This is a genomic window from Streptomyces sp. NPDC002994, assembly GCF_040611155.1.
GTDB lineage: Bacteria > Actinomycetota > Actinomycetes > Streptomycetales > Streptomycetaceae > Streptomyces.
The window spans coordinates 23967-47378 of the sequence record NZ_JBEXNQ010000012.1 but is presented as its reverse complement, the minus strand read 5'-3'; the positions used below and the strand labels follow the sequence as shown (position 1 = coordinate 47378).

Genomic DNA, 23412 nt, shown 5'->3' with positions numbered 1-23412 from the left:
GCGACGATGTCGATTCTCGTCAATTACGCCACCATCACCAACGCGTCCACGGACGTGAAGAACACCGCCGGCCGCATCAAGCAGCAGCTCGACGACGTCGAGGCCGCTGTCCGGCGCGTCGCCACCACCTGGGAAGGTGAGGCGCAGGAGGGTTACCAGCGCAAGCAGCGCGACTGGGACAAGACCGCGGCCGCCCTGCACGCGACTCTGATGAAGATCGCTGCGGCGCTGCAGAACTCGGCCGAGAACTACCAGGCCACTGAGAAGAGCAACGCCAACACCTGGGGCTGAACCAACCCGAGGTGAAGACGAGATGGGCCGGCCCGGCCGACGCCATGGCGTCCGCTGGGCCGACCCACTTCCGTACAACAGCTAGAGCAGCTAAAGCTTCATCATCGAAGCAAGGAAGCCTGGGGAGCCTGAACATGGGGGTCCTGACACCCCGTCCGCGTACGCGCACGAGTGGAACCCGCGCACTGCAGCGGGCATTTGGCGTTCTCGCGGTCACCGGGGTGTGTCTCACGACCGCCCCGCCGACGGCCGCCGCTGCCACTCCGACGCGCCTCGCCGGCTCCGACACTCCGTCCTTCGGACTGTCCTCGAGCTCCGAGTGCACGTTCGGCGGCGATATCATAAAGTCCACGCCTTGGTCGCTCCAGCGCGTACTCCTGGACCAACTGCGCGCACAGGCGAAGGGCAAGAACGTCACGGTCGCCGTGATCGACACCGGCGTAGACGACTCGAATCCCCAACTGCGCGGCGCGATGGCCCCGGGCGGCAAGAACTACGTCGGCAAGGGCGACGGCACGGACGACCTCGAGGGCCACGGCACCCGGGTCGCGGGCATCATCGCGGCCCGCGTGATCCCGGACACCGGCTTCGCGGGCATAGCCCCGGAAGCCAAGATCCTTTCTCTGCGCTACACGGGCGGGGAGGAGAAGCAGGGCAACTCGAGGACCATGTCAGCGGCGATCCGTGACGCGGTCGCCAAGGGCGCGGACATCATCAACATCTCCTCGGACACGGCGAAGAAGCAGGACAACCCGGAGCTGCGAAACGCTGTGGCGTCGGCCGTGGAGAAGGGCGCCCTGATCGTCGCGGCATCCGGCAACGACGGCGCCAACGGCAAGTCCGCGAACACGTACCCGGCGTCGTACCCCGGGGTCCTGGCGGTGGCGGCCTCGGACCGTAACGACGAGCGCGCCTTCTTCTCACAAGCAGGCGACTTCGTGGACGTGGCGGCCCCCGGCGTCGGCATGGTCTCGACCGTTCCGAAGGGCGGCCAGTGCGCGGCGGACGGTACGAGCTTCGCGGCGCCGTACGTGGCGGGCGTAGCGGCGCTGCTGAAGGAAAAGCACCCGGACTGGTCGGCGGCCCAGATCACCACCCGCATCCAGGAATCCGCCAACCGCCCCGGCCGCGGCCCGAACCGCTACCTGGGCTGGGGCGTAGTAGACCCAGTAGCCGCCCTCTCGGACGACTCCACCCCCGGCACCCGCCCCCAACCGGACCCAAAGGTGGCAGCGGGCTCGGGCGCGGTCATCCCCATGGCGGTAACGATGGGCGAGACAGAAGCGGAACAGGAACGCCGGGTCGCTATGTACGTGGTGGGCGCAGGGCTGCTGCTGGTACTTCTGGCGAGCGGGAGCGGTGTAGCGGTACGGGACTGGCGGCGTAAGCAGTCGGCCGCAAGCCCGCAGTAGAGAACTTAAGCAACAGGAAACAGGGGAGAGGAACGGGGACATGGCCGACAGCAACGGGCTTCGGGTCGATCTGAGTGCTCTGGATGAGGTCATCGCGAAGCTGCGGCAGCTCATCACGGACATGGACAAGACGGGGGAGAAGGCCAAGTACAGCACGTCGATCCCATTGAGCGCTTTCGGCATGGCCGGCGGGACCGATGCCGATACGGGGGACGCTATTGACTTCGCAGAGGCCCGAGAGCTGCACAACGCTCACGAGGACATGAAGCTGAACCTGGAGCGGATCATCAAGAAGCTGAACTCCCTTATCGACAAGTTCGGGACCGATACCTCCAAGGTCAGGAACAAGTACGCAGATCAGGAGCACGCCGTTAAGCAGCACATGGGGGGCGGTTCCGGCAAGGGCGACATGGCCTAGGCGGAATACGTAGCGGTCACTGACGGGAGGAGAAATTCAGCATGGGCAGCGAAGCAGACGGCAAGGTTAACTACGAGGGTGGAACTGAAAAGGTTGAGTACAAAGGTGGTGAGAACCCGCATGTGGGCGACAACTGGTACTCGAGCGAAGACGAGGTGTTCATCTGGGGCGGTACGGACAAAGATGAACACGATCGCACCGTAGACGAGGACCACAAACCCCTTCTGAAGGGGGGGACGAATGAGGAGTCGGATCGACGTCCCAATGAGAGCGATCTGAAGAAATCCGACTTCATGAAGTACTCGATCAACGGCCTCAAGAAGATGGTCCAGGACGCAGACCCAGGGAAGATCGAAGAGGTTAGCCTCCATTGGCTGCAGGTCTACGAAATGCTCTCCGGCGGTGATGGCGACGGTGCGGCAAAGGGCGTAGACGCGATCTCCAGCAAGGACAGCATCGCCGGGATGCTGAAGACTGCGGTAGACAACGCTTGCGAGCACTGGGAAGGGCAGGCGGCAGCCGCATTCAGGCTGAAGGCCTCTGAAATCGCTGCGAGCATCCAGAACGGGGCTGCGCATGCCAAGCTGACTGCGGATCAGCTCATGCTGGTCAAGAAGGACTTGGCCGATGTAAAGAACCAAATCGCGGATATCGAACCGCCCGGGAAGATCAGTTCAGGCATAGACGTCATCTCGGATGGGTTTGAGCAGAACGACGAACAGGCCATGAAGGACCTCAAGAGCGGGGTCCGGGCCGATGTCGTAGCGAAGGCGAACGAGGGCTCTCTCTCAGCTGGCATGGAAGAGAAGCTGAAGGCGGTTGCTCTCATGGAGCAGCTGGGAATGAACTACGGGACTTACGCGAGGAACCTGAAGAGCAACGCCGGCAGCCGCAATGATAAGGAGGGAGTCGACAAGCCGAGTGGCAATGTCGAGGTCCCTCCCCCCATCTCTATGCCGTCTCCCTCCGGGAGCGGCCCGGGTGCGGCGGGTGCCGTTCCTAAGCCGTGGAGCGCTGGCGGAACCAGCAAGATTGGCACAGCTCCTCAGATCCCTCGCGCCAAGGGAATCACGGGAGGCTCGCAACTCCCGCCCACGACCGGAACGAATATTGACAGCATCAAGCCCGGACTGACAGGACCGGGCCTCGGCCCGGGGCCGATCAGCGGCGGTGGCGGCGGTGGCGGCGGCGGAGGAGCCACGCCCCCTGGCCTCATGGTCCCCGGCGGCTCCGGAGGAGGTCCTCGCCCGGCCGGTGCTCGCGGCGGAATCAGTCCCGTTCGTGGCGGTAGCGGGCGAGTCGGCGGCCCGACTGTCGCCGGAGGTACGGGCCGTAGCGCCGGAGGCCGCCCCGGCATGGGCGGCATGGGTGGTGGCGCCGGAGCTGGCGCGGCTGGCCGAGCTGGCGCCGGTACCGGTGGCCGTGGACCCCTCGCCAAGGCTCGCGGCGGCGTAGTCGGTGCGGCCAAGGGCATCACCGGCAAGGGAGCCGGCGGCGGCGCGGGCCTGCACGGCAGCCGCGGCGGCATGGCGGGTGGCATGGCTGGAGGCATGGGCGGTCGCAACGGCCGTCGCTCCGGAGAAGAGAATGAGGGGGGCGAACGTCCCGACTACCTTGTCGAGGACGAAGAGACCTGGATCTCGGAAGAGGACCGCAACCGGAACGTGCCGCGCAACATCGAGTAGGCACACGAGCGAGCCGCGCGGAGCCTCCGCGCGGCTCGCGTGTATGAAGGCTGGCGCAGTCAGTCGTAGTTGAGTGAGGAGCAAGGAATGGGTGTCAAGCGAGTCTGGTCCGCGACAGGAGTCGTGGCGCTAACAGGAGCCTTGCTCCTCACTTCAGCTCCTACCGCGTCGGCGGATTACATCCGAGACAAGCAGTGGGCGTTGGTCGGATTCGACGCTGAAACTGTCTGGGCTGAGTCACAGGGGGCGGGAGTCACTGTCGCCGTGGTCGACACAGGCGTAAACGGCAGCCACCCCGACCTGACCGGACAGGTGCTGAACGGGAAGGACTTCAGCAACGGTGGCACAGACCCCCAGCTCGATGCGACAGGGCACGGCACTCATGTGGCGAGCCTGATCGCAGGGCACGGGCATGGGGCCGACGGCTCCGCCGGCGTGATCGGCTTGGCACCGAAAGCAAAGATCCTGCCGGTACGAGCTGCTCATTCCGGCGACAACGGATACGAGGAAGAGCGCTGGGCCCGCGGAATTCGCTATGCAGTAGACCATGGCGCGAAGGTGATCAACCTCTCCTTCGGGACTTCTTCATCCCCAAGCTCTGATACTGCAAAGGCTGTCTCCTACGCGCAGGGTAAGGATGTTGTTGTCGTTGCAAGTGCAGGAAACGATGGCGTGGAGGACATCGAGTATCCAGCACGACTTCCAGGTGTGGTGGCTGTCGGCGCAATTGATGAATCCCGGAAGCGTTGGGAGGACTCAAACTATGGTCCCGGGCTCACCCTGATGGCTCCGGGAGCCAATATCGTTGGCGCAGACCACACCATTCCTAGCGGGTATTCAAATGGTTCTGGAACTTCAGATGCAACAGCTTATGTGTCCGCAGCAGCTGCCCTAGTCCGTTCCAAGTTCCCCGACCTGACAGCTGGGCAAGTAATCAACCGCTTGGTCAAGTCGGCCACCTTCCTTGACCATAAGGCCAAGAAAGGGGTTCCTGACGAGGAGTACGGGTACGGCATCATCCGCCCCAACAAGGCGCTGAGGATGGACATCCCGGCCGGTCCCAAGGCAGGCCCGCTTCCTCAAGCGCCATCCTCAACCTCGTCCTCAAGCTCCGACGGTGCCCCCAAGGGCAACGACGAGAAGTCAGAGTCACCGTCGGAAGAAGGCACCTCCTCCGGCACACTGATCACCATCGGCGCAGGCGTAGCAGCCGTAGTCGTCCTCGGCATCGTCATCGCAGTAATCCTCAACCGCCGCAACCGAGGTGGTGGCGGTCCGACCGGAAGCCCGGGCAGCGTCTCCAGCGGCCTCCCAACCCAGAACCCCAGCTACTCGCCGTATTCCCCCGCCCCAACACCGCACAATCCAGGTAACGCCAACCCTTACCAGCAACCGTAGAGGCCCCCGGCAACCAAATTGTGAAGTGGGCGCGGCTATGGATGGCAAGGCGCTGCGCACGTGTCCTGCAAAGGCCGCTGGAGCACCTGGAAACTGGAAACGGTGAGACGGGCTCAAGGATGGCCAAGGCACGCCGTCAGCTTCTCTCACGTTAACTGCACTTGCAGCCGCGCGAGCTGGAGTGGTCTTGCAATATCGATACATTACCGCAGCCGTGGCGTGTGGTGGAGCCGGCGCCGTTTCCCTGAGATAGAAGGAGAGTCCAATGAGCAGTGGGCAGCGTCAGGGAATGGACGAATCAGAGCTGTTGCAAATAGCCGGAGACGATCCGGCGCGGGCGCGCATTCTACGCAAATCACTTGAGCAACTCTCCAAGAGCGATTCTCAAGGTGCGCTCAAGGAAATGGCTCAGGAGGTGCTGTCAGGGCGCATTGGCCTCAGGCAAGCAACAACTATCGCGGCCTACGCGGAACCCATGATCGAAAAGATCCATGGATTTCGCAGGGATTGGGACTCCATGTCCGAGGAGGAGCGAGCCTCGCATAGTCGTGAGGGGGATCGGATTATCGAGGAGTATCGCGACGAGATCGACGAAGAGCGTCGTGGCCGACAGCGCGAACCAGGCCGCAGCAGTTCATCTGCGCGCCATGATGGTAAGGGCTGGTCTCTCTACTAGGAAATGTAACCAAAGTTATGTAGAGCTGACGCCATGCGGACACCGGGGGCATTATGAATTTCAAGGTTAGTCCAGGAGATCTTAAGGGTTTTTCTGGGCTCGTTCGGCGAGCATCCGATGACACTCGGGAGGCGGTGTCCTTCCTGAGCAACAAAGCTAATGCCGAAGCGATTGAATTTTCGGGCGGACTGTTTGGTGAACTATGGAACGATGCCTTCGGAAACCATGTCGACAGGGTCGAGGACGCCCGGGAAATCCTCGGGAAGATCGCAGCAATCCTGGAAGCCTCGAGCAAGGAACTAGCAAACTCCTCTCGTTATTACCAGACTGCCGATCACGGCGAGGCGGCGAAGCTCGATTCGACTTATCCCCAATCGAAAAGGCGCACACCAGAAGGCACTGAGTGGGACATGCCGGAGGAGAGGGGGGACTTCAAGGACATTGAGGATGCCCGAAGTGAACTCAAGATAATGGACGGCGATCCTGGTGCCTTCGATGTTGTTGGAAAAGTAAAGGATTACGGCGGGGGGCACGCGGACGAGTTTTCCTTCAATCCGGCATTTAAGGTGATGGGTACCGGCATGGACCTGATTAGCCCATCCGCCTTGGTTACCGAAGGCCTGAAGCTAGCATTCGATTTTGATCCTTTCAGTCAGGTCGGGGCGATGGTAGGCGGTAACTGGGAGGGCTATCTAAAGTATTCCGAAGTGTGGGCGAATCTCAATAAATTCTGCACGGCGGTTGCTGCTAATGTCTCGAGTGGTAATTATTCAATCAGGTATTCCTGGGAAGGTAATGCTGCAGACGCAGCGCAAGTGTATTTTGAAGAACTGTGCACACTCCTGACTGCGGCAGCCGAGACTTTTGAGTCCTTCCGTGCGAATTATGAGATGATTGCGCACTCGGTATTCGCCCTTACGGATACCGTCAAGTCTCTATTGATGTTTCTTTCGGACCTGGCTCTTGAGGCAATCATCATCTGGGCGGCCTCGACTTCGATGGCAACCACGGGGGTGGGGTTTCTCGGAACGCTTGCCGGTTACGCTCTCGTGGCTAAACGTATCCTCGATATGGTTGATCAGTATAAGATACTGATCAAAGCAATCGATGTTACGATTTTCACGGCAAGGGGCCTTTATGGTGCAGCGGCCGCAAGTGGCGCGAATACTTCTTCAAACGTGAAGAAATTTCCGACACCGGGGAGCGGGTATGATAATGCGGTGGTAGGAAACTAGCGGGGCTGGGGTGCGATGATGGTAGATGATAGTTCCCGACGTAACGAAGCTGTCGGTAAATGGCGGCTGCCCGTCTTGGCTTTTGGGGCGAGCTGGACCGCTTTCCTCATCATGCTCCTTATTACTCTCGTCGGTGGGTGGGATAACCCAAGGCATGTAGGGCTGGCGGGCATGTTTTTGGCGACCGCGGCAGTCTTCATCGTTGCTTGGCGAAAGCAGAGCATCAAAATTGCTTTTCTGGCGATTCCTGTTTTTCTTCTAGTTGCCCTGGTGCGCAGCTTGTTGTAATTCATGCGGTCCGTTGCGGGGAAATTGGCTCAAGGTGACCGGCTGCGGGTGCCGTCGGTTGCTATGCACGAACTTGCCCACCTGGCCGGGCTGGCCGCTGCCTGGACGCCGTCATCAGCGTCAGCGGCCCTCGAAATGACCGAAGAGTAGAGCGCCGGTAGTTTTCATTTGGTGAGTCGGCGTCGGCAGACGAGGCTGAGGTCCATGGCGACGAAGGCGCGTAGGTGCTCGGGCTTGCATCCGTAGCGGCGGTGCAGGCGTCGGCAGATCGTCAGACAGGGCACGGTCCTCTCGACCACTCAGCGGAGGCGCTCCAGCCAGGTGGACGACTCGATGCCCTTGCCTTCGATGTGGTGGGGGTTTCCACACTGGCGGAGCCATCGGCGCAGGCCGGTAGACGGCGGGCTAGACAGGGCGGGAACACTGGTGGCAGTTGCCACCAAGGTGCAGCTGGCGTAGCCACGAAGATGAGCTCGGCCAGGGCCTCGCGCTCAGCTGCCCGCCGCCGACCCCCGCCATGTAGGCGCTGCACCTTTGTAAGCGGCACCACCGCCGGAACAGGACCCACAACCCGTCCGGCACCAGCCGCTCCACCGGATGTGCAACCAGCGGTCAAATTCGTGGTGTTGCGCAGACGCGCCGTGGCGCGGTGTGCCAACCCGGCACGGGCGTCAGGGCGTCGCCCGCTTCCCGGTGCTGTTTTACCGCGGTCCGGTCCATGGCCTGGTTGGAGTTCTTGGCTGTCTGCGGCAAGTTCGCGAACGAGCCGGCCAAGGAGGCCTGCAAATGCCAAGTCCGCCCGACTACTGCGGCGCATGGACGACGACACAGGGCGGATGGCAGCTCGTCAAAGTGACTCTATATGATCGACGTTCGCCTGCACGGGGGCATGTGTCGGCTCAGTACTGCCGCTTTCCGCCTTGCATCGCTGTCTTTGCGCCTCCGTGCCTCGCGTCCGCTCACTTGACGCCAAATGATGAGGAGAGGGGCAATGTCCTACCCCAGGCCGCCCCAGAATCCAGGCAGTGCCGGAGCCTACGGGCAGCAGCCCCACCAGGCGCCATGGCCTCCCGGTCAGGTGCAACAGCCGGGCATGGCGCCGCAACCGGCCGTGCCGCCCCTGTCGCCACCGCCGCCCCAGGCCGCGCCGGGGTGGTACGGGGCGCCAGCCCCTGGCGGCGGTCCGGTGCCGCCGTACGGCAGCATGCCCGCACCGCAGCCTCCTGCCCCGGCCCCAGGGAGGAGCTTGGGGCGCGGCTGCCTCGCCGCCTTCCTCGGTGCCGTCGGTGCCCTCGCTCTGTTGGGAGGCGGGCTCCTGACAAACCACGCGTATTCGAACCACAGTCAGCGCATCCCCAACCGCGACGCCTACGGCCCGACCATGTGGCGCAATGAGCCGGTGGACAAGCTCTTCCCCGAAGGCTTGGCGCCGCGGTTGAACACCCAGTCGGAGTCCACCGACCCCTCGCGGGCAGCCTGGCACCGCGTCGGGATATCCGACGGCACCGACTGTGCGAAGGGGCTGAACGACGTCACCGCTGCCGCGGTGGAGAAGCTCGGCTGCGAGGCGGTGTTGCGCGCCACGTACGTGGACCCGACGGGCAACACCGTCGCGACGGTCGCGCTGGTGGTCCTGCCCAAGGGTGAGTCGGCGAAGACAAAGATGACTGAGTTCTTCGACGAGGACACGGACAAGCTCGACCCTGAGGTGGGCGCGAAGGCGTACGGCGTACCCGACACCATCGCGGCTGACTGGCGCGACGCGAGTAGTAACGGCGGAGCGGGAATCACGGTCACCGAACCGTCCCTGCCCTACGTCCTCATCGCCTCCACCGGCGCGGTCGACGGCCGGAAGGCGGGCAACCTGCCCGGCGAATGGGGCAGCCACAGCTGGGACGCGGGGGACGACCGCGCGCCGTGGCGCGGTGCGGCGAAAGGTCTCTGCGACGACATGAACCTCCACCTGACCGACCTGCTGCTGGAAGGATCCTGATGAGCGTGCGGCGCATCACCGTGGCCGTGACGGCGGCCCTGCTCGGCCTCGCGGTCCAGGGCACAGCGGTGGCGGTGCCCTTCGCGGCCGTAACCGTCCCGCAGAGCTGGGAGTACCAAGCGATGGGCCTGGGCGAGGCCCAGCAGACGGCGCAGGGCGAGGGCATCAAGGTCGCGGTCCTGGACAGCGGCGTCGAGGCGGACCACCCCGCGCTCCGCGGCAGGGTGACCACGGGCCCCGACTACCTGCAGGACGGCCTCCAAGCCGGCGACCCGGAATGGGGCGGCCACGGCACCGCCATGGCCTCGGACGTCCTCAAGGTCGCTCCGAAGGCCGAGATCCTCTCAGTCCGCGTGACCAACGACGATGAAGAGAAAATGGAGTTCGTCAAGGGCAGTCCGATCGCCCGGGGCATCGACTACGCGGTCGACCACGGCGCCGACGTGATCTCCATGTCGATCGGCGACGAACTCCTGGGCAGCAGCTACAACGGAGACGAGGCCGCCGCCCTGGCCCGCGCGGCGCAGAAGGGAGTTCCGGTCCTCGCCTCGGCGGGCAACGACGGCGATATGTTCAACGACGCTCAGTACCCAGCGGCGTACCCGGGGGTGATCGCGGTCGCTGCTCTCCAGCAGAACGGCAGCCGCGCCGATTTCTCCACTGTGCGTACCTACAACGCGGTGGCCGCGCCGGGCGTGGCCATCATGAGCGCGAAGAACACCGGCGGTTACGCGACGATCGACGGCACCTCGCCCGCGACGGCGCTCACCGCCGGCGTCGTGGCGCTGATGCTCTCCCACAACGACGAGGTGACTCCCGCACAGGTGCGGACGATCCTGACCAGCACGGCACGTCACCCGTCCGGAGGTCGCAACGCCCTGGTCGGATACGGGACGGTGGACGCGGCCGCCGCTGTTCGAGGCGCCGCGAAACCGCCCGCCGACGAAACCGCGCCTGTCGCGTATAAGGGGAAGCAGTTCCTCGCCACACCGGACGGCACCCCGAAGACCAAGAACGCCCCGCTGGACACGACCATGGTGGGGATAGGTCTCGGCGCGGCGGCCGTTGGGCTGCTCATGGTGATCGGTGGCGTGCTGATCAGCCGTGTGGGCCGCCGCCCCGCGAACGCGGTCGGTAGCTCCGGCTGAGTCTCATCCGGCCGCCACGCGGTGCCCGCCCACCTGTCCGATGACCTCGAAGCCCAATCATGTGGGGGCCTCGCCGTGCCGTCGTCTCCCGCCCGGTGTCAGGGCGGGAGACCTTCTGAAACACGGACGAGCAAGCCGGATTGGCGGCGCGGACGGCGCCGCGCGAGAGCGGTTCTGCTGCTGGGCGTGATTCCAAGGCCATGCGAGCAGTCAACCCCCTGCGGAGGACGCGCTGGACGGGGGCGACGGAGGACGGTGCCCGGATTGCCGGTGACCCTGAATTCGGTGGAGTTGTCACGGCGCCCGTGGGCAGGGACCTCATGACTCTGGAGCGGGACATCCGGACGCCCGTTGAGGCCTACCTGGAGTTCCCCCGCGACAAGGACCGCATGGCGCGAGCCAAGAGGGCCGGTATCGGAACCCTGAGTGGCGGAGCCCGCGCATGAGGAGGTCTGTTGAACCCAATGACGAGGAGTTGTACACGTGAAGTCCGGTCTCTCTGTTCCTCTCCCCTTGGCCAAGTGCGCCTTCGACGATCCCGCCACCAGGCAGGCGTATGAGAAGGCCCGACGCAGGGCTCGTGTCAGCCTTTTGATCAGGGTCGCTGTGTTCCTGGCGCTGCTCATCGTGGCGACGGCGTTCAAGGGAGAGGAGACACAGCTCGTCTCGGGCACCGCGTCCTTCCTGCTGATTCCCACTGCCTTCTTGTTGGCGGGTCCGGCAAAGACGCTGCATTGGCTGCGTGCCGTCGAGAGCGTTCTGAAGTCCAGCCCTTGGAGGTACTGCTCTGTGGTCCGCAGGCAGGACGCGAAAGTCGGTGCGAGCACTGCTGTACAACTCAGGCTCGGTGATGGGAACAGCGACGAGGGCTGGTCGCCGGTGCTCGCCGCGCGTACGTCGCGCCGGCGCACGCGCTGGTCGGGACAGTTCGAGCACGGGGCCTGGTTCGCGGGCAACTCTGACCGCGGCGGCGTCCTCGCCCTGCCGGGCGGTCAGAGGCTCATGACCCTGCATCGGCAGTAACAGCGAGATCGCAAAAATGTAACCCATCGGAAGCGCCGACCTATCGCGTCGCGGGGAAGGGGCCCGGCGGTGGTCGTCCGTGGTGCCTGCCGCTGCGGATCGGGTGCTGCTGGTGGCCGTGTACTACGGAACGAACCTGACGATGCGGAAGCTCGCGCCGGTGTTCGGCTGCTCGCCGGCAAGGTGTGTCGGGTCATTCAGCGACTGCGGCCATTTCTCGCCCTGGAGCCGGCCCGCGCCGCGCGGACAGCGCGGATCGGTTGTGGATCCTGGACGGCACCTTGATCGCGGTGCGTGACCGGAGGTCGGCACCTCAGGGGGCGACTGTGCTGGGCGACGGCGCCTGTATCAGCACCGAGCTCATCGTCCCGCACCGCAAACGGCCCGGCCGAGCGCTACTCCCGGGCGAGGAGGCGGACAACGCGGAGCATCGCCGGGTACTGCCCGCGTCGAGCACGCCTTCGCCCGGATGAAGCACTACAAGATCCTCCGCGACTGCCGGCAACGGGGCAGCGGCCTTCACCACGCAGTCCAGGCCGTCGCTCACCTGCACAACCTCGCCCTCGCTGCGTGGATAGATCGGACACGACCCCGGCCCTGACCTGCCGAAACCCCTGGGGGCGCGGACGACCAGGCGATCGTCCGCGTCCCCATCTTTTTTGGTGGAGACTCCCAACAGCCTTCCACCGCGACTCCGCTCCACGGTCGGTAGGACAAGACCATGTCCTGCGTAGTGGTTGATCGTTAAGTCGCTCGTAGGAGTCAGGGCCTGCGTGCCGGTGTCCCGCTCCCGCCCTGTCTCAGGGGACATGGTCGACAGGTGGTGCGCGCGCGTTCTCCGCTGGGCGCGCCCGCCTGTATCAATGAGGGGCTCAAGTGGCTGACGACGCACCGTTTTACGCACAGGACGCAGGCAGGAAACTCGCTCGCGAGTTTGAGCTGCAAGCATACGATTTACGGGCGCACCTCAAGAAATTCATCCAGCAAACCGGGGAAGAGGCCATCTCTGACGGCTTCGGCTTCCTGACGGAGTCGGACGAATTGAGGACCTCCTACGTCGAATACTCCACGGATGCCGCCGACGCTATGAAGCTGGCCCATCTCTATCTGGATGTCATCGCTGATGCCTTGAAGAAAGTAAACCGCAACACCGAGATTACGGACGAGGGTGTTGCGGTTCTCTTCGGTGACAAGCGTGACGGGGGCAAGAGGTGAGCGGCCACGAGTCTGTTGGTGAGGAACTCGTAGAACTCGGCATCGAATTAGTTAACCCGGGAGGCAGGCCCGAGGAGCTCCGGCAGGCAGCCAAGGCGTGGCGTCGGCTGCAGGCGGAGGTCGCGGGCGCCGAGGGGTTGCTCAAGGCGCTCGACAGGAAAGTCGAGGATGTGGTCGGGGACACCTGGCGTGGCCCTGCCGCCGAAGCGTTCGAACAGCATTGGCACGAGGTCAGCGCGGCGATCGCGAAGTCGACGGCACAGTACGACGAAGTTGCCAGGCAGCTCGACGAGGCCGCTGACACGATCGAGCAGGTCAACTCGGAGATCCACGACATCTACATCGAGATCGGCGTCTCGATCGGCGTTGGCGTAGCTCTGTCCTTCGTGACGCTCGGCCTCGGAAGCGCCGCCGCGGCGACAAACGTCGCCAGGCTGGCCGCTCAAGCCATCGGTCACGCCGAGCGCCTGGGTCGGCTGCTGACGCGCATCGCCGCTGCCATGCGCGCCTATCAACGGTCGACGAAGCTGACCAAGCTGCTGGTGGACTTGGGCATCAACTGGGCAGGGAACACCTCCACCACGCTTGCCAGTGCGGCGGCGACAGGCGAAGGAGTCGATGGCGCGGGCCTTCGCGAAGCCACCTGGCAGGGCGTCGTGGCGTCGCTCGTGGGTACGCCGTTGGGGATGGCCGGGGCGGCAGGGGCAACGGCCTTGCTGCGTAACCGTGGCGTGGGACAAGTAGGGATGCGTGTCTCGGAAAACGTAGTGGGTGGGGCAGTAGGAAATGTCGGGGGCGGAGTCGCCGTTGATGGAGTCACCAAGGCCACGGGGCGCGAGAAGCCGGAGTGGTTGAAGAACGCCGTTGTCAATGCCGCAGGCGGCGGTGTTGGCGGTGCAGGCGGAGTGGGCATCGGAGCCGCGGCGCACCATCGGTTCCAGGCGGCGGGCAGCCCGCCCGTACCCCGAGCGAATCCCGACGCAGCTGCAGCGAGGCCGCCCGGCGGCGGCCGCCAAGAAGGCGGCCCGCGCTCCGCTGCCGACGCGCGGTCGGGCGGGGCCGGCGAACCTCCCACGAGGGGGGCCTCACCTCGACAGCGTGACATCAGGGACGACTTCGGATGATGAGTGGCGATCTGCTCGCGGCGGGCGGTGACCAGCGCGCGATCGGCCACGGGTGTGCCGCTGAGGAAGCAGGCGGGGCGGCGGTCGGGTCGGCATTCGGCGACAAGCGGCAGCTGTTCGGTGAGGCAGTGCTGTGCCGGCGCGCCTACGGCACAGCCCGGTCGGCCGAGGGCCAGGACGCTCGCTCGGTGGTCCGAGCCATGCTGTGGCACCTGGCGGACTACACCGACCCGCGGCATCCGCTTGGCTGCCTGATCATCTCGGCTACCGCGAACTGCGGAACCTTGGTGAGTGAGGCGATGGATGTCGCCTCGTACCCGTGCGTCCAGAACTCCTCGAGCGCGGCCCCCCGCCCAAGTCCGCGCCGCCGCCGAACAGGCCGCCCCGGCCATACCGCCGGGCACCGGTGATCAGGTCGACCTGGTCCGCCGGGCCGACGTACGCGACGGGCTCGCTGCGACCAGCATCCCGACCCTCGTTGTCGTTACCACCGCCGACTCCTCATCCCCACCGCCCTGCAGCGCGAGCTGGCCTCCGGCATTCCTGGCGCGTAGATCGCCGAACTGCCCACCGGGCATCTCCCCTTCGCCGAGCAGCCCGAGGAATGGCTGGGGCTCATCACCGGCTTCCTCGGCCGACAGCAGTCATAGCGGGCGTAGCGGGCATGGTAGGCGCAGGTCCGGCGCTGAAGCCCCGACGCACCGCCGACCCAAGCCGCTCACTGTCCGTGTGTACGGCTCGACAGATCCGTGCTCATCACGCTCTCCTGATTGCTCGTTACGCCTCGTAAAGCAGCAACCGCGGTCACAAGTTCTCCACGGAACCCGTCGCGGGGGCTGCGGCCTTGCGATCGTGAAGGTCGTAAGGTGTTGTGTGACTTATGGGGAGGGTCTTGCGGGAGGGGCTGAGTTCCGCTTCGCCGGTCACTGGGGGCGAGCGCGGTCCGTACCGCATCCCCTGCAGGACCAGCTCCGGGAAGCGTCCGGGAAGCCTGCGCGCCGCCCAGCCCGCTGGGCCGGCCGTCGAGTGCGTTTCGCTGCAATCCTTCGGGTCTGCTCCGAGAGTCGCCTGTTTGTGATGAGTCGGTAGTCAATGAGGGAGAGCTCCGGTCCATGGGGGATCATTTCAAGGCAGACACGGATCAGTTGGGGGAGTTCCTCAAGACTCTCGAGGGCTGTGTCCGGGACCTCAATGAGGCGCGAGCCGCTCTCGATCACGTCCGCGCCGACGAGATCGGCACCAAGCGACTTGACGAAGCGTGTGACGGTTTCCAGGAGCGCTGGAAGTACGGGTCCGAGCAGACCAAGAAGATGATTGACGCCATCAGCGAGGGCGTGAAGTCCAACAAGAAGGGCTACGAAGAGGTCGAAAAGGCCTTGGAGAAGGCTTTCAACGACATGGCGAAGCAGTCCACCTCGGGTGGAAAGGGCGCGAAGTAATGGCCGTGAATCCCTATTCCAACCTCGGGTGGAACCCGGTCCCCGGCATACCGAGCGAAGTTAATGCCCTGAAGCAGAAGGTCACTACTGCGGCGACCGCGCTGCGTACGTGCCACACCCAGCTCCAGAAGCTCATCGGTGAGAGCAGCTACTGGGAAGGCGACGCGGCGAAGGCGTTCCGCGAGGCGATCGACGGCGAGTTGCCGACGTACATCAAGAATGCCGCGCGCTCCCTGGAGAAGGCGTCCGCACAGCTCGGCAACTGGGACGGCTATCTGACGGCCAACCGCGACCTGGCGCGGAAGTACGACGACGCGGCCGCCGAGAAGAAGTCCGCGGCCAACTCGGCCAAGGAGCGGCACGACAAGGCAGGCCGGCATCCCGACCTCAAGCTCGCCGGCCAGCAGTTCGAGACCCAGGAGCAGGCCGACGCGGCGACGGCGCGGCTGCGGGCGGCCGAGCGCAGCCTCAATGAGGCGACCACCGCGCTGAACCAGGCCAATGGCGCGTACGACGACGTCATCAGCAAGGCCCGGACGCTGGAGACCACGCACTCGGACAACGCCGAGACCGTCGCGAAGTCGCTCGACGACGCCACGGACAAGCTGGCGCCGAAGGAGCCGGGCTGGCTGAGCAAGGCGGTCGACGCCATCTGGGACGGCATCAAGGCCGTCGGGGCGTTCCTGTACGAGCACGCCGGAACGATCGGCGCCATTGCCGGTCTGCTGGCGCTCTTTCCTACGCCGCTGGCTCCGCTGTTCGCCGGTATCGCGGTGGTGGCGAGTGCGGCGTCCATGTCCAAGAACCTTTCCGACCCGAAATTCAGAAGCGATTTGTTCGGCGGCGGCAGTGGAATGGACATGTTCTCCGCATGGGCATCCATCGCCGGCGACACGGTCGGCATGATCCCGGGTGGCAAGGCGCTGGGCATGGCCGCGAAGGAGGTGGCCGACGGCGTGGGAATGGCCGGCCGGATGGGCGTAGCCGTATCGAACACGGAGAAAGCCGGAGCCTTCGTCAAGGAAATCGTCCCTGCCTTCTCGAAGAACGCCACGGACGAGGCCGCTGATGCGTGGCGTGTGGCCGGGGAATCAGCTGGGGGTTCGGCAAAGCTGATGGGTGAGATCACCGCCAACGGCGTCAATGTCGCCGCGAACGTCGTGTCTTCCCTGGAAAGCCTGGGAGTGGTCGACAAGGAAGGCGCCGAGCACAATGCCGCCGAGGGCACCAAGGCGGCTGCCACTGCGCACAGCATCGCGGGGCTTCTGGGATGGGTGTGAGGGAAATACCCGGGGCTACTGAAAGGCTGATTGCACAGTGACTGACATCCACGCGGAGGGGGCGAGCAAGCCGAAGCCGGCTTTCTGGTACGGACTGCCGCACGGATACCTGCAGTTGGATCTCGACCCGCCGTTCGAGCAGGTCGTGGCGCTGATCAAGCAGGTACTGAGCCTGCCGGACGAGCTCCGCGACCGCGCGGAAGAAGTCGTACGGTTCTACACCGGCGTCGTGGGACTGCTGAACGCCCAGCAGGTGCAGGGCTGCGCGATCGGTCTGCACCCGGACGAGGCCGGCGGAGTGGTGTCCTCCGTACTCACCGTCTCGACGGTCCCGGCATCCGGGGTCAACGCGAAGCTGGTACTGGCCAGCATGGCCAGCACCGCTGCCGACAACCCGGACGAAGGCATGCGCCCCCTGGAGCTGCCGTGCGGAATGGGCTTCATAGCCGAGAAGAAGCGCCGTACGGTCGAACCTGGCAGGCCGCCCGAGGGGAGCGACGAACCCCGCGAAGGGACCGTCTGGCAGGGCACGGTCGCCGTGACGGGCAGCGGCATGCCCGACATCGTCGTGGTGCAGCTGGTCACGGCCGCCGTCGATCTCGCCGACGACTACCGGAACGTACTGCTCGGCGTCGCGCACACCCTCACGTTCACCGATCCGTCACCTCGGGACGTGCCGGACGGTGGCGCCGGTACGGGCGGGGGTTCTGCCGCCACGAACGCCATCAGGAACGATTTCGGATAGCGGTCGCAGTGGCCGAGCCCAAAGGAGATGTAACGCCAATGCCGGAAACGCCGCACGCTGTGCAACCGCCGCCGCCCCATCCCGTGGACGCGGAGGAGATGCGTAAACGCCTGACCTCGCGCGTGCTCAGGAAGTTCTTCGGGTACGGCGCGACCTTCGCGCTCATGGCTGTCGGGCCGCCGCTGCTGGTGCAGTCGAAAGCCCTGGACGGCCAATGGCATTGGGTGGTGTACGTCACGGCGCCCTTCACGGGCGTCGGCATCATCGGTCTCCTTGCCGTACTTTTCAATCTCCTCCCGTCGGCCGTGGTTATCACGCGTGCGTGCAGGAAGGCGCTGCGCCAGTACGCGTTCGACGAATTCTGGCCGCAGGTCGAGAAGAAGAGTGGGAAGCGGTCCAAGAGGGGCCGCCCCACGCTCACGCTCAGAATGAAGAACACCGAGGGCGGCAGGTCACCGCTGATGCAGGTGATCGAAGTACCGAGTCGCGGTGTCTGGCGCGATCCCTGGCCCGAGGGCATCGAGAACGGCGTGTGGGTGGCGGGCGACCTGCCCTTCGGAGCCGTCGCCTTCGTACCGAGCAGCGGCGCACTGTTGCTCATGCGCCCGGAGAAGTGGGACAGGCTGGCCCCGGAACGCAAACTGGCCGGCGCCGACCGGAACGCGAGGGCTGAGCGGGCGGGGATCGCGCGGAGGGTGTTCTGACCGCGCCGCATCCTCTACCGCACCTCACGTCACCGCATCCGCACACGTGTCTGCATCGGCTTCGGGTGACGGGAGATACTTCCGGTGACGTGAAGTAAGGAGAAGCGAGATGGCCCAGCAACCACAGAACCCCCGTAACCCCCAGGGGTCTTCCTCTGACCGCGGAGTGTGGGACGAAGCGCTCGATCCCGAGCAGGTCGGCTCCCTGAACTCCGCGCTGCGCAAGCTCGCCGACGGTGGCGGCGCGAGCAAGGACCTGCAGGACGCGGCGAAGAACCTGCTGTCGGGCCGGGTCCCCCTCCGACAAGCTTTGGACGACCCGGCGACGGCTCGTGCCCTGGGTGGCGGGCTGGCATCGCTGCGTGGCCAGTGGGAGGCGCTGTCCGAGGAGGAGCGCGAACAGATCAGGCTGGGTGAGGCACCTCCGGACGGCGGGTCCTCGTCGGACCCGAACGAGCCCAGGCGCTCGGAGGGGGAGTCTTCCCCGCCACGCCAGAAGGGCCCGGCGCGGCACAGCGGCGGCTTCTCGCTGTACTGAGCACACGCGACGCCTGCGAAGCCCACGAGAAGCGGGGGCCGCGCCACCTGGCGCGGCCCCCGTCCACCGGAGACCGCGGGCATTTCCCATGGCTGCATGTCGTCATGGCGCATGTCCGTCGAGGGACGCGAAGTCCCATGTGCTGTCTGCGAAGTCACAGGTACGCAGAACGACGTCCCATACTTCGCTCTCTCCCCGGTCAGGGTGTCCGACGGAACGCGCCACCCAGAGGGTCGAAATCGGACACGCTCAGTGCCTGCACCGCGAGCGCTGCCGAGGAACCGTCTCGGAGCATCCCGCGCCCAGGACCGGCGCCGGGCCTCCGGGCAGTTGCAGGATTCTGTTCGGCCTGGGATCCGGATGCGTCGATTTGTCCGCACGTGCGGTTCACCCTGTACGTCGGCGGGGTTCGGGCGGCGGCCCGATCTCGTCGTCGTGCCATTCCAGGCCGAGGGCCCGTCCGGCATCGAGCAGTGCTTTCTGCGTTCGTGCCGCGATTTCGAGCTGGGGAAAATCGCTGTCGAACTCGCGGTGGGGGCTGCGGCTGTGGTCCACGTACACGATGGCGTCACGGGCGCCGTACAGCTTGGTGTGCTGAGCCATCTCGCGCCAGGGGAGGAATCCCATGGTGGGGAAGGCAGCCGCAACCCGTGCGACGGTGTCGGGGCGGATCGTCGGTTTGCCCGCGACCCAACCCAGCTTGCGTGGCAGGTGCATGGCGCTGAGCTGGAGGGCGAACTCCGAGATCGAGCGGCTCTGTTGGAACCATGCCGGCCCGTCGCCGTCCGGATCGTCGTCGACCAGGACCGCGGGATCGGGCCGGGACGCGTGTGAGGCTGGATAGGCCCAGTAGTTGCAGCCCTGCCCTTCGGCCAGGAAGACGTGGAGGAGCGCGTCGGCCGGTACGTCGTCGGCGTGGACCGGCGTCTCCGGTGTCAGCTCTGAGGGCGGCAACAGCCACTGGACGTCGAAGAGTTCAGGAGCTTGCGTGACGGCGTTGCACGGCGACTCCAGCCATTCGCGCAATGCGGCGGGCGTGGTCCCGACTGCCTCCCTGGATCCGGTCTGTCGCTGCGTTCCCAACGTCTCGCAGTGGCCCCACTCCCGCTGAAACTCCTCCAGGAGGCGCCATCGCGTGCGGCGCGGATCGTTCAGGCGTTTCGTGAAGCCGGAGTAGTCGACGATCACGGGCTGCCCGCTGTCGACGGGTGCCTGCGTGATGCCGTTCCGCAGTCGGCCCTCGGCGTCGGCGGGCAGCTCGGTTTCGTTCACTGGTTCTCCTCGGGGTCATGCCTCGCTGTCCGCTCGGTCGCTCGGTAGTGCCTTCTGAACACCTCGATGGCCAGCTCCGGCGGGAAGTTGGGTACGAGCGCGGTCTCGCCGTCGTCCTTAGCGACGACAACGTGGCTGCCGCCCGGCTCGGCGGGCCGCGGAACGCCGTTGACCGCAGTGGGCTGCGGGAAAACGGCGTACACGACGTAACCGATGTCGAACTCCTCGACCCGCATGGGGGCGGGGCTGCCGTCGGGCAGCCGGGGCTGCCCGAAGCGGCCCAGCACGAGCCGGAGGGCCTCTTCAGGAGTGCTCGGGGCGCGGCCCGGATCGGGCGTCGCAGGGCCCTGTGAACTCACCGGGTCCGCCACCACTCAGAACAGCCCGTGCCACATCTGCTCGACGATCAGCGACCACCAGGTGTCCGGGTTCCCCAGCGCCATCGCGTCAATGGCGACCAGCTGCTCCTGCAGCTCCGCCACCGCCGCACCCGCTGCCACCGGGTCGAGCCCCTGCATCTGCTCCCGGACGCTGGTGAGCAGGGCGAGGGAGCGGGCGTATACGCCGACCGAGATGTTCACGTAGCGGGCCGACGCGGTGACCGGGTCGATCGCCCAGACGGCGCCGAGGCCGTTGGGCTCCGTCGAGTCGGGCAGGCACTGTACGGCGAGCACGGCGACGCCGTCCCAGCCGATGCGGGTCAGGTGCGCGAGCGCGCCGATCTTCTCCTCGCCGGCCGGGCTGCGGCGCTCCCGCAGATTGGTGGCCACGTCGGTGAACAGGCCGCCTGCCGGGGGAGCGTCGGGCCGGTCCGCGGTGAAGAATAGGGGCACATCGACGGGGAGCCCGGCCCACGTAAGCAACGACTGTGCGCTCTCCGGGAGTTGGCTGGCCGCGAGGTCGTCGGCGTCGTAGCGGCGTACGCCGTCGGAGCCGAACACGTCGGTGAGGTGGCGGCCGAGGGCTACATCTCGCAGGGGCTCGGCGGGGGGCACGTTCGTGGGGACGGGGATGCGGTGGGGGCGGGGTGGGGGTTGCTGGCCGGCCACCTGGTGCATCATCTCGACGTGCTGGATCAGCGCGGCGATGCCCTCCGCGCGGGCCTCGGGACGGGCGCCGTACGTCTGGGTGCAGGAGAGCTCAGCGTTCCGGAAGGTATTGAGGAGCTCGGCCGTGTAGCCGCCGGGGAGCAGGCTGGGGCGCAGGTCGGTGTGGATCGCGAGGACGTTCTCGTTGGGTACGCCCATGCGCCGCAGCTCGGCCGCCGCCTGGTGCTCCGACGGCGGGAGGCCGGGGCCGGAGTTGCGGAAGAGGGTCGTTTCCTCGCCGGTGGCCGGGTCGGTGTAGGTGAAGACGCAGGTGTTGCCGGGACCAGTCACCGGACGGGCGTCCCTGGCCGACCCATCACCGGACGCGCTGCCGCCGTGCTTCTGCCGGTACATCCGTACGACCTCGTCGACCGGAACCGATGGCCAGACGGTCAGCTCACCGGAACGCCGGTCCACCACCCCGCACGCGTCACCGATCTCGGCCGGCGGCCGCCGCTCCCCGGTCTCGGGGTCGCGCTCCAGCGGCGCGGGCGCGGCCCACACGACCCAGCCCAGGTCGAACTCCCGCATCTTGACCTCGCGGCGGTCCCGCGTGCCTTCGGGGTTCAGCCAACGGTCGGCGGTGGCGAGCGCCTGCTCCTGGGTGGTCACGCGGGGCTCCTTCGAGGATCCTGAGGGGGTTACGGTGGTCTGCGGCTTACGAGGCTATCGCTGACGGTGATTTCCGGATTCGCAGGGCCTTCGCCCCACGCTCGGTCGCGATCAGGAGGATGCCGTCGGGGGAGAGATCTGCGGCCGTGAAAGGAACGTCGGAGATCATCGAAGCCACTACCTCCTCGCTGGCGCGGCTCCAGACCCGCAGGTAGTCGCCACCGCGGCTGAGCGCGAGAGGGGCTTCGGCCCGCTCTTCCTCTGAGGGCCGCACGATCTGATCAGGGTCGGCTTCACTGAGGGGGGACGGGTGTATGAGCCCGTGGATGAGGACTGCGGATGCCGCGTTCTCGCCGATCGGACGGGCGCCGGGGGTGTTTGCGGGGACAGCGAGAACCGCGACGGGAGTGCTCTGTCCGCCCTTGGGCGACGAAAGGCTGCCCACTGTCACTGCATGGACATCCCGCACGGGCAGGCTCCACAGGGTTTCCCACGGCAGGTCGACGTCCAGCCGGTGCACAGCGGCGGCATACTCCGGCAGGCCATCCTCGACGAACGCCGTTTCCAGCAGACCGGCACGCAGCCACGAGGGAGCATCGGTGCGGGTGAGTAGTGGAGAGGTACGCAGGTAGGTGAGTGCTGGCAGGCCCAGCGTGTCGGCAGGTACCGACTCGAGAGCTGAGCGGAGCACCACGGGGTTGGCATGGACGAACAGGCTCGGATCCGTGAGCAACTGGGGGAGCAGTCCCGCCTCGAGAGTGTGCCCCGCGATGTGATCCCGGACGTAGGCATCGGCCTTGCTCCAGTCCTGGTCCGGCACGGACTGGAGCAAGGCCATAGCGATCTGCGACTGTGTGGCGCGAACGTTCGGCAACCCTGCGCGGATCGCGTCACCTATGGCCGGGTGTAGCAGCCGGAGCAGCGTACGCCCGCTCTCCCCCTCGGATTCTGAGGGCTGCAGGAAGGGGCCTGCGAGGGGCATTCCGGTTGCCATGGCTTCGCTCATGTCACGCCCGGCAACTGCTTGTACGAGCCGTCCCCAGAGCTCGACCGGCAGGCCATCGCCCTCGGCCAGCGCGAGCGGTGCCAGTAGGACGCGGAGCGTGGCCGGATCGGTGCCGAGGCGCAGGGCGTGCAGGTCGATGGACTCAGCTACGGAGCTTGGCAGTTGCTGCTCATCGGTGGGGTCGAAGCCCTCAGGCGCCATGGCCATGCAGCGGGTCGTGAGCTGTACGACGAGCGGGCTGGTGCTTGCCCGGCGGCTGATCGCCTCGGCGACGCTGCGTCGGGCATCGGGGTCCAGAGCGAAGGGAAGAGCCGGGAAACCCAAGGCAGGGTCGAGCGCCGTCTCTGCCTGCAGCGCGAGGCCTTCGGGGTCGGCGTATTCCGGCTCGTCAAGGTCGATGACCTGCACCAGGCCCTGAGGCAGCCCTTCAGCGAGGGCAGGGATGAGCGGCCGTGGCAGCTCCACGAGGAGCCGTACGTTCGCCGTGGCGGCCAGGGGCCTGAGGAGGTCGTTCACCAGCCGACGGGATTCGCCGCCGCAGCGTACGGGCCCGGCCAGGTCCACATCGGGGACGACCACTGTGATGGTGTCATCGAGCGCGCCCAGCGCACGGAACACATCCGTGGTGTCTCCGGTACTCAGTGCGTGATGGTCGGCGAGCTGCCAGAGAACTTGCGCGGCGGTCATGCCCACGGGGTCGAGCACCGATGGGGATGGCAGATCGGGCGGCACCGTGCCCGGATCCATGCTCGACAGGGGAAGTTGCCTCCGGAAGTCAGGGGTGCAAAGGGTCAGGAAGCCAGTGAGCAGGCGGGATCGCCC

23 protein-coding genes and 2 pseudogenes are annotated in these 23412 nt (G+C 66.0%); 20 read left to right on the top strand and 5 right to left on the bottom strand.

The window, feature by feature from the left end; all coding sequences use genetic code 11:
- Nucleotides 1–6: 6 nt before the first annotated feature.
- The 8 genes from ABZX79_RS17735 (at nucleotide 7) to ABZX79_RS17700 (ending at nucleotide 7403) form a co-directional block, all read left to right on the top strand.
- A complete protein-coding gene (locus ABZX79_RS17735) occupies nucleotides 7–291 on the top strand; it encodes a WXG100 family type VII secretion target (RefSeq protein WP_214968483.1) in 285 nt (94 codons plus the stop codon).
- Between the two features lie 221 nt (nucleotides 292–512).
- Nucleotides 513–1703 carry a type VII secretion-associated serine protease mycosin gene (gene mycP, locus ABZX79_RS17730; RefSeq protein ID WP_355257813.1) on the top strand — a complete coding sequence of 397 codons (1191 nt, stop codon included), beginning with the start codon at nucleotides 513–515 and terminating at the stop codon, nucleotides 1701–1703.
- A gap of 40 nt (nucleotides 1704–1743) precedes the next feature.
- Nucleotides 1744–2121 (top strand): hypothetical protein, encoded by a 378-nt coding sequence (locus ABZX79_RS17725; RefSeq protein WP_355257810.1) that lies wholly within the window; start codon nucleotides 1744–1746, stop codon nucleotides 2119–2121.
- A gap of 41 nt (nucleotides 2122–2162) precedes the next feature.
- Nucleotides 2163–3806 (top strand): hypothetical protein, encoded by a 1644-nt coding sequence (locus ABZX79_RS17720; protein WP_355257807.1) that lies wholly within the window; start codon nucleotides 2163–2165, stop codon nucleotides 3804–3806.
- An 87-nt stretch (nucleotides 3807–3893) separates the two neighbouring features.
- A complete protein-coding gene (gene mycP / locus ABZX79_RS17715; RefSeq protein WP_355257804.1) occupies nucleotides 3894–5204 on the top strand; it encodes a type VII secretion-associated serine protease mycosin in 1311 nt (436 codons plus the stop codon).
- Nucleotides 5205–5469: 265 nt separating this feature from the next.
- Nucleotides 5470–5880: a hypothetical protein gene (locus ABZX79_RS17710; protein WP_355257801.1), complete on the top strand. Its 411-nt coding sequence runs from the start codon at nucleotides 5470–5472 to the stop codon at nucleotides 5878–5880.
- A gap of 134 nt (nucleotides 5881–6014) precedes the next feature.
- Complete coding sequence (locus ABZX79_RS17705; protein WP_355257798.1) at nucleotides 6015–7115, top strand: hypothetical protein; 1101 nt, start codon at nucleotides 6015–6017, stop codon at nucleotides 7113–7115.
- A gap of 15 nt (nucleotides 7116–7130) precedes the next feature.
- Entirely contained in the window at nucleotides 7131–7403 is a 273-nt protein-coding gene (locus ABZX79_RS17700) for a hypothetical protein (RefSeq protein WP_355257795.1), read from the top strand.
- A gap of 164 nt (nucleotides 7404–7567) precedes the next feature.
- On the opposite strand, the pseudogene ABZX79_RS17695 reads toward ABZX79_RS17700, so the two are convergent.
- Nucleotides 7568–8012: pseudogene (locus ABZX79_RS17695) on the bottom strand (hypothetical protein).
- Between the two features lie 772 nt (nucleotides 8013–8784).
- Here ABZX79_RS17695 and ABZX79_RS17690 point away from each other — a divergent pair.
- The 12 genes and pseudogenes from ABZX79_RS17690 to ABZX79_RS17635 all read left to right on the top strand — a co-directional run bounded on the left by ABZX79_RS17690 (nucleotide 8785) and on the right by ABZX79_RS17635 (nucleotide 18612).
- Entirely contained in the window at nucleotides 8785–9396 is a 612-nt protein-coding gene (locus ABZX79_RS17690; protein WP_355257792.1) for a hypothetical protein, read from the top strand.
- Nucleotides 9396–10544, top strand: coding sequence for a S8 family serine peptidase (locus ABZX79_RS17685; protein WP_355257789.1), 1149 nt, complete (start codon nucleotides 9396–9398; stop codon nucleotides 10542–10544). The genes ABZX79_RS17690 and ABZX79_RS17685 overlap by 1 nt, the downstream gene beginning before the upstream one ends.
- A 483-nt stretch (nucleotides 10545–11027) precedes the next feature.
- Nucleotides 11028–11567: a hypothetical protein gene (locus tag ABZX79_RS17680; RefSeq protein ID WP_355257786.1), complete on the top strand. Its 540-nt coding sequence runs from the start codon at nucleotides 11028–11030 to the stop codon at nucleotides 11565–11567.
- Nucleotides 11568–11626: 59 nt separating this feature from the next.
- A pseudogene (locus ABZX79_RS17675) lies at nucleotides 11627–12168 on the top strand (transposase family protein); the annotation flags it as partial.
- A gap of 275 nt (nucleotides 12169–12443) precedes the next feature.
- Nucleotides 12444–12782 (top strand): hypothetical protein, encoded by a 339-nt coding sequence (locus ABZX79_RS17670; protein WP_355257784.1) that lies wholly within the window; start codon nucleotides 12444–12446, stop codon nucleotides 12780–12782.
- A complete protein-coding gene (locus ABZX79_RS17665; protein ID WP_355257782.1) occupies nucleotides 12779–13906 on the top strand; it encodes a WXG100 family type VII secretion target in 1128 nt (375 codons plus the stop codon). Before ABZX79_RS17670 ends, ABZX79_RS17665 begins: the two co-directional genes overlap by 4 nt.
- Nucleotides 13903–14316: a hypothetical protein gene (locus ABZX79_RS17660; protein WP_355257779.1), complete on the top strand. Its 414-nt coding sequence runs from the start codon at nucleotides 13903–13905 to the stop codon at nucleotides 14314–14316. The genes ABZX79_RS17665 and ABZX79_RS17660 overlap by 4 nt, the downstream gene beginning before the upstream one ends.
- A 702-nt stretch (nucleotides 14317–15018) precedes the next feature.
- Nucleotides 15019–15345, top strand: a complete 327-nt coding sequence (locus ABZX79_RS17655) for a hypothetical protein (RefSeq protein ID WP_355257776.1) — start codon at nucleotides 15019–15021, stop codon at nucleotides 15343–15345.
- Nucleotides 15345–16625, top strand: a complete 1281-nt coding sequence (locus tag ABZX79_RS17650; protein ID WP_355257773.1) for a putative T7SS-secreted protein — start codon at nucleotides 15345–15347, stop codon at nucleotides 16623–16625. The genes ABZX79_RS17655 and ABZX79_RS17650 overlap by 1 nt, the downstream gene beginning before the upstream one ends.
- A gap of 37 nt (nucleotides 16626–16662) precedes the next feature.
- Nucleotides 16663–17370, top strand: coding sequence for a hypothetical protein (locus ABZX79_RS17645; protein ID WP_355257770.1), 708 nt, complete (start codon nucleotides 16663–16665; stop codon nucleotides 17368–17370).
- Nucleotides 17371–17408: 38 nt separating this feature from the next.
- The gene (locus ABZX79_RS17640; protein WP_355257767.1) at nucleotides 17409–18074 is read left to right on the top strand and encodes a hypothetical protein; all 666 of its coding nucleotides are present in this window, start codon (nucleotides 17409–17411) and stop codon (nucleotides 18072–18074) included.
- A gap of 109 nt (nucleotides 18075–18183) precedes the next feature.
- Nucleotides 18184–18612, top strand: a complete 429-nt coding sequence (locus tag ABZX79_RS17635; RefSeq protein WP_355257764.1) for a hypothetical protein — start codon at nucleotides 18184–18186, stop codon at nucleotides 18610–18612.
- Nucleotides 18613–18999: 387 nt separating this feature from the next.
- Here the strand turns inward: ABZX79_RS17635 and ABZX79_RS17630 are convergent, their stop codons facing one another.
- From ABZX79_RS17630 to ABZX79_RS17615, 4 genes are read right to left on the bottom strand one after another with little or no spacing between them, the layout of a single operon-like run.
- Nucleotides 19000–19884: a hypothetical protein gene (locus tag ABZX79_RS17630; protein WP_355257762.1), complete on the bottom strand. Its 885-nt coding sequence runs from the start codon at nucleotides 19882–19884 to the stop codon at nucleotides 19000–19002.
- Complete coding sequence (locus tag ABZX79_RS17625) at nucleotides 19881–20243, bottom strand: hypothetical protein (RefSeq protein ID WP_355257760.1); 363 nt, start codon at nucleotides 20241–20243, stop codon at nucleotides 19881–19883. Before ABZX79_RS17625 ends, ABZX79_RS17630 begins: the two co-directional genes overlap by 4 nt.
- A 15-nt stretch (nucleotides 20244–20258) precedes the next feature.
- On the bottom strand, nucleotides 20259–21584 hold the full coding sequence (locus tag ABZX79_RS17620) for an SUKH-4 family immunity protein (protein ID WP_355257758.1): 1326 nt from the start codon (nucleotides 21582–21584) through the stop codon (nucleotides 20259–20261).
- A 46-nt stretch (nucleotides 21585–21630) separates the two neighbouring features.
- Nucleotides 21631–23337 (bottom strand): ATP-binding protein, encoded by a 1707-nt coding sequence (locus tag ABZX79_RS17615; protein WP_355257755.1) that lies wholly within the window; start codon nucleotides 23335–23337, stop codon nucleotides 21631–21633.
- Between the last annotated feature and the right edge of the window lie 75 nt (nucleotides 23338–23412).

Coding starts and splice junctions, on each gene's coding strand:
- ABZX79_RS17735 (WP_214968483.1), top strand. CDS start 7: ATGTCGATTCTCGTCAATTACGCCACCATCACCAACGCGTCCACGGAC.
- ABZX79_RS17725 (WP_355257810.1), top strand. CDS start 1,744: ATGGCCGACAGCAACGGGCTTCGGGTCGATCTGAGTGCTCTGGATGAG.
- ABZX79_RS17720 (WP_355257807.1), top strand. CDS start 2,163: ATGGGCAGCGAAGCAGACGGCAAGGTTAACTACGAGGGTGGAACTGAA.
- mycP (WP_355257804.1), top strand. CDS start 3,894: ATGGGTGTCAAGCGAGTCTGGTCCGCGACAGGAGTCGTGGCGCTAACA.
- ABZX79_RS17710 (WP_355257801.1), top strand. CDS start 5,470: ATGAGCAGTGGGCAGCGTCAGGGAATGGACGAATCAGAGCTGTTGCAA.
- ABZX79_RS17700 (WP_355257795.1), top strand. CDS start 7,131: ATGATGGTAGATGATAGTTCCCGACGTAACGAAGCTGTCGGTAAATGG.
- ABZX79_RS17690 (WP_355257792.1), top strand. CDS start 8,785: ATGTGGCGCAATGAGCCGGTGGACAAGCTCTTCCCCGAAGGCTTGGCG.
- ABZX79_RS17685 (WP_355257789.1), top strand. CDS start 9,396: ATGAGCGTGCGGCGCATCACCGTGGCCGTGACGGCGGCCCTGCTCGGC.
- ABZX79_RS17660 (WP_355257779.1), top strand. CDS start 13,903: ATGATGAGTGGCGATCTGCTCGCGGCGGGCGGTGACCAGCGCGCGATC.
- ABZX79_RS17655 (WP_355257776.1), top strand. CDS start 15,019: ATGGGGGATCATTTCAAGGCAGACACGGATCAGTTGGGGGAGTTCCTC.
- ABZX79_RS17650 (WP_355257773.1), top strand. CDS start 15,345: ATGGCCGTGAATCCCTATTCCAACCTCGGGTGGAACCCGGTCCCCGGC.
- ABZX79_RS17640 (WP_355257767.1), top strand. CDS start 17,409: ATGCCGGAAACGCCGCACGCTGTGCAACCGCCGCCGCCCCATCCCGTG.
- ABZX79_RS17635 (WP_355257764.1), top strand. CDS start 18,184: ATGGCCCAGCAACCACAGAACCCCCGTAACCCCCAGGGGTCTTCCTCT.
- ABZX79_RS17615 (WP_355257755.1), bottom strand. CDS start 23,337: ATGGATCCGGGCACGGTGCCGCCCGATCTGCCATCCCCATCGGTGCTC.